We start from the raw sequence: 4,947 nt of genomic DNA on the forward strand, positions 1-4,947 counted from the left end.
TTATAAAGGTAACACCCATGGTGCAGGAATGCTGGATGTTGATGAGATCATTGGTTCAATAATGTTTTTATTATCAGAACAGTCAAAATTCGTCACTGGTCAAAATATTATTGTTGATGATGGGTTTTCAATTTGATCCGCTATTTATGGGAAATCTAAAAATAAGTATACAAATACACTAGGGGTATAAGTGTTAAATTCACTTCAAGTTTTAAGAGCGCTGGCTGCTTGGCTCGTAGTTCTACAACATATTGTTCAAAGTTATTACTATGGAACTGATAATATATTTAGTTGGGTTGCCAAATTAGGAAACTTTGGTGTTGACATTTTCTTTGTTTTAAGTGGCTATATTATGGCGCTTACTGCTAGTAATCACGTTACAGGTGGCGGGGGGTTCCTTTTTAAAAGACTTAAGAGAGTAGTTCCTGTGTATTGGTTTTACACACTTGTACTTATTATTTGCGTCATGATTCTCCCTAAACATACATATTTAGCTGATTGGAATATATCAAGTTTAGTCAAATCATTATTATTTATACCTCATGAGAATGAAAATGGCTTTGGTATTTTTCCTGTATTATATGTCGGTTGGACATTGATATTTGAAATGTTTTTTTATCTTGTTTTATCGTCCACATTGTTTCTTAATAAAAAGTTTTCAGTAATACTTGCATCGTTTATATTAATGATACTAATGATATTCAATGTTCCTTTTTTAGGGCATAACTCACTTCTATTTGTAGAGTTTATTTTTGGTATGTTTTTATTTTACCATATTAATAGAGCCAAATTTTCAAGTGTAGAATACATCATGATTTTATTAATATCATTTATAAGTGCGAGCATTGTTTTTTATTATGGGGCTTTTTCTATTTTATTAAAGTCAATTCTTGCCGTAGTGGTAATGTTTACATTCCTATACAATGAAGGTTTTTTCAGGAAAGAGTCTTTAATCATTGGTTTTTTTATTAAGTTAGGTGGGTACTCTTATTCAACATACTTATGCCATGTCATTGTGATTGGATGGTTTTATGCTCTTTCTGAAAGTTATCAATTTTTTACGGATGAAATTTCCATATTTGGGATTATTACTGTTACTTTTTTGTTGTCAAAGTTTTCATTTTATCTTATTGAGAGCAATAAAAAAATTAATAGGTTAGGTATTGTTGAAAATGAAACGATTAAAATTTAATTGAAGTCATTATGGTTAAAAATTAGCATGTAATGATAAATTAATCTTCATTAAAATGAGATGTAAGTGTGAATAAAAATATCAAAATTAGTGTGATTATACCGGTGTACAATTCTGTTGAATATCTAGATAGATGTTTGAATAGCTTATTAAATCAAACATTAAAAGATATAGAAATAATCTGCATTAATGATGCGTCAAAAGATGAAAGTTTGACGATATTAAATAAATACAAAGATAACCACCCTGAAGTAATAAAGGTTATAGATTTAAAAGAAAATAAAAAACAAGGTGGGGCTCGTAATGCAGGATTGGATATAGCCTCTGGAGAGTATGTGGCTTTTGTTGATAGTGATGACTGGGTCGAACTTCATATGTTCGAACATCTATATTCAAAGGCTAGGCAAAATGATTTTGATATAGTTGATTGTAATTATACCATTCATAATGGATACACTGCCATTGAAGATAGAAATAGTATCATTAGTGATAAAGATATATTAATAAATAGTCCTAAGGATATTTTGTTAAACTTTGGAGGGGTATGTACTAAAATATATAAAATAAAATTTTTTGATAAGAGTCGATATGGACTAAGATTTCCTGAAGGAATGTTTTATGAAGATAATTATTTGATGCCATTTATTGCTATTAAAGTTAAAAAAATCGGTAAGGTTAATGAAGCTTTATATAAATATTATTATAACGATTTATCAACAACAAAAGTAAGAAATGATGTGAGGTTTTTTGATAGGCTGATATCAGCAAAAAAAATGTATAAAGACTTACAGGTGGAGAGCAATTATTCTTCATATAAAGAAGAAGCTGAGTTTCTGTATATAAAGCTTTTTGCTATAAACACACTGCTTCAATCTTTGAGTTTATTTGATAATTATCCATCTGAAAAAATAGGAGATATAAAAGAAGGTTTAAAAGAACTTAACTGGAGTGGGAATAAATATTATAAACAATTGAACTTTAAAACAAGAATGACTTTTAGATTATTAATGGTTTTTCATCCATTAGCGGTTCTACTTTTTAAAATGAAGCGATTGATAAGGTTTTATTTGTGAGTGTTATTAAGAATAGTCTTATTTTCGGTGTCGGTGATATATTATCCAAATCTATTCCATTTTTACTTTTACCATATTTGACGAGAAAGATTGGTACTGAAGATTATGGTGAGTTAGTTTATTATCAAGCATTCATTGCTCTTGGTTTAATATTTATAGGGCTGTCGCAAGCTGGAGCAATAACACGTTATGCCTTCCGTTATGGAAGGAAATCTTTAGGTGTCGTCGTTACTTCAGGCCATTTATTGTCATTTGTTTTAACGTTTCTAATTATTATATTTAGCTCGTTATTTACTTCCAATGCTGAAATAATTATATACATAGTAATAATATCTCTGACAAATGAACTTTTAGCTGTTCAGCTTGCTCTTAGGCAATACGAAAAGAAGGCTAAAGAATATGTTATTATAAATATAACAAATGGTTTATTATCAGCTTTAGTAACAGTTCTTATATTTGAGTTTTTATCTCCATCACCCGAACATCGACTAATATCGATAATTGTTGCCAACTCTATTGTTGTAACCGCTTCGTTACTATTCTATAGTAATATGAATAAGGTGAGATATAGAATAACACCTGCGAGATTAAAGCTAGGGACTTGTTATGTAATTGGCTTTGGTATGCCTCTTATTCTTCATCAATTGAGTATTTTGGGTAAAGGTCAACTAGACCGATTAGTTATTTATAATCTATATTCACCCAAAGATCTTGGTATATATGCAGCCGCATTTCAAATTGCAACTATTCTTAATGTATTTATTGCTGCAGCTAATAAAGCGCTAACACCATTTTATTTTGAAAGAATAAAAAATAAAACAATTAATTTTAACTGGACGAAAAAATATTCTTTTTATGCCATGATATTTGTTCCTCTACCTGCCTTGGTTTCATTAGTTATTCCTGATTATATATATACGTTATTTTTAGGTGAGGGATTTGTTGGTGTTGGGTATTTTGTAACTTCATTTCTTTTAGGGATTGCTGCATTAATTCCTTATATGATAATGGTTAACTTTTTCTTTTATCATGGGAAGGGAGGGGTGATTTCCTTAACAACGGGATTTTCTTTACTATTTTATTTTATATATATATATATAGCATCAAAATATAGCATTAATTATCTTCCATTCGGACTTTTGATTTCAAATTTAATGCCAGTTTTTATTTTAAGTTTCGTAGGGGATAGGTGGGTAAAGTATGAATAAAAGAGAAAGTAAGTCATGCTTAGTATATGAAAATACAATGTATAGCTTGTTTTTATACATCTTATTCGATGATAAGTGGAAAGAGAAAAATTATTTATTTTTTGGTGATAGATTATCTGAATCTTTTATTGAAAATTTCTCATCAAGTGCTAAAAATGTAAGTTTTCTTAATAGTTCAAAGTTTGATCTTAAAAAAAGACCTGTTAGATTTTATTATAATCGCTTTTTGGAAGTTTGGAAATTTAGAAATACTGAAGTGGCTATTGGCCAGGTAAATACATTTTACATACCATTTAAAAAAATACGAAGAATAGCTATTGAAGATGGTATGGGGACTTATGTTGAAATAAGAAAGCTAGCAAATGGAGGAAGTTGTAGGAATTTAAAACAGATAATTAGTATTAAACAAAGTATTTTATATCACTCACCGGATGAATACATAATAACTGGTTCTGAGGATGTGCCTGCTAGTGTTAATAAAGGGTTTCATGTTGTTGATTTAAAAAAACAGTGGGAGCAATTAGAAAACGTCGAGAAAAAAGAAATTCAAGATATTTTCTCGATAACTCAAAGTGTTCTTGAACGAGCTATGAGCCGGAAAATATTACTATTAACTCAATGTTTTAGTGAAGATGGTTTCATGGAGGAAAAAGATAAAATCACAGGCTATAAAAAATTAATATCAAATTTAGGTTTTGATGAAAATCAGATTATTATAAAGACACACCCAAGAGAAAGAACAGATTATAGATTAATATTCCCTAATGCTTGTATCATTGATGAAAAAGTTCCATTTGAATTACTTTCACTTCTTGATATTAAATACAGTGATGTTATTACTTTAACGTCAACAAGCGTTTATTCTTTACAATATGATTTAAATATATTTTTTATGGGATATCTTGATTACTTTAACTTTAATCGTGACATGCCAACTTTGAAACCAAAGATCATACAAAAATTAAAAAGTTGAATATTTAGAGGTTATATTAGTGAGATATTATAGAATAGATCAATTACGTTTTACATTGGCTATAATGATAGTCGCGCTTCATGGCGGTTTTTTAAAAGATACGTCACCAGATTTAGCATATTTTATTAATAATGGTTTGTTTCGTATTGCGGTGCCTATTTTTTTTATAATTAGTGGTTTTTTTTATTTTTCCATGAACCATCAAAAAAAAATCAAATGGTCTAAAAAATTAGCTACTATTTATATGACGTGGTCAGTTATCTATTCATATTTTTGGTTTGACTTTAGTCATCCAATATCAGTTAGAAATTTTTTGTACGTAATTAATGGTTATCATCATTTATGGTTTGTACCAGCATTGTTATATTCAGCTTTTTTTGTTGTTTTTATTAACAAATTTAGAGTTAATAAGTTTGTTACAATATTTTTGTTATTTTCAATGGGTTTTATTCTACAGCATGCTGTATTTAATGATTACATCGATATAGACAATGTAAATGG

At 28.7% G+C, this 4,947-nt stretch carries 6 protein-coding genes; all 6 read left to right on the plus strand.

Annotation, left to right across the window (positions count from 1 at the left end):
• A partial coding sequence (locus C9J48_RS27480) for an SDR family oxidoreductase (RefSeq protein ID WP_146151664.1) occupies positions 1-136 on the plus strand: 136 nt, incomplete at its 5' end.
• Positions 137-190: 54 nt separating this feature from the next.
• Positions 191-1,192: an acyltransferase family protein gene (locus C9J48_RS27485; RefSeq protein WP_006232907.1), complete on the plus strand. Its 1,002-nt coding sequence runs from the start codon at positions 191-193 to the stop codon at positions 1,190-1,192.
• A gap of 68 nt (positions 1,193-1,260) precedes the next feature.
• The gene (locus tag C9J48_RS27490) at positions 1,261-2,265 is read left to right on the plus strand and encodes a glycosyltransferase family 2 protein (protein ID WP_006232908.1); all 1,005 of its coding nucleotides are present in this window, start codon (positions 1,261-1,263) and stop codon (positions 2,263-2,265) included.
• Positions 2,262-3,473 (plus strand): oligosaccharide flippase family protein, encoded by a 1,212-nt coding sequence (locus C9J48_RS27495; protein ID WP_006232909.1) that lies wholly within the window; start codon positions 2,262-2,264, stop codon positions 3,471-3,473. Before C9J48_RS27490 ends, C9J48_RS27495 begins: the two co-directional genes overlap by 4 nt.
• Positions 3,466-4,446 carry a glycosyltransferase family 52 gene (locus C9J48_RS27500; protein ID WP_006232911.1) on the plus strand — a complete coding sequence of 327 codons (981 nt, stop codon included), beginning with the start codon at positions 3,466-3,468 and terminating at the stop codon, positions 4,444-4,446. The genes C9J48_RS27495 and C9J48_RS27500 overlap by 8 nt, the downstream gene beginning before the upstream one ends.
• Positions 4,447-4,465: 19 nt before the next feature.
• On the plus strand, positions 4,466-4,947 hold a 482-nt coding region (locus C9J48_RS27505; protein ID WP_146151665.1), incomplete at its 3' end, for an acyltransferase family protein.

The sequence above is a fragment of the Photobacterium profundum genome (assembly GCF_003026285.1).
Taxonomy (GTDB): Bacteria; Pseudomonadota; Gammaproteobacteria; order Enterobacterales; family Vibrionaceae; genus Photobacterium; species Photobacterium profundum.

Coding starts and splice junctions, on each gene's coding strand:
- C9J48_RS27500 (WP_006232911.1), top strand. CDS start 3,466: ATGAATAAAAGAGAAAGTAAGTCATGCTTAGTATATGAAAATACAATG.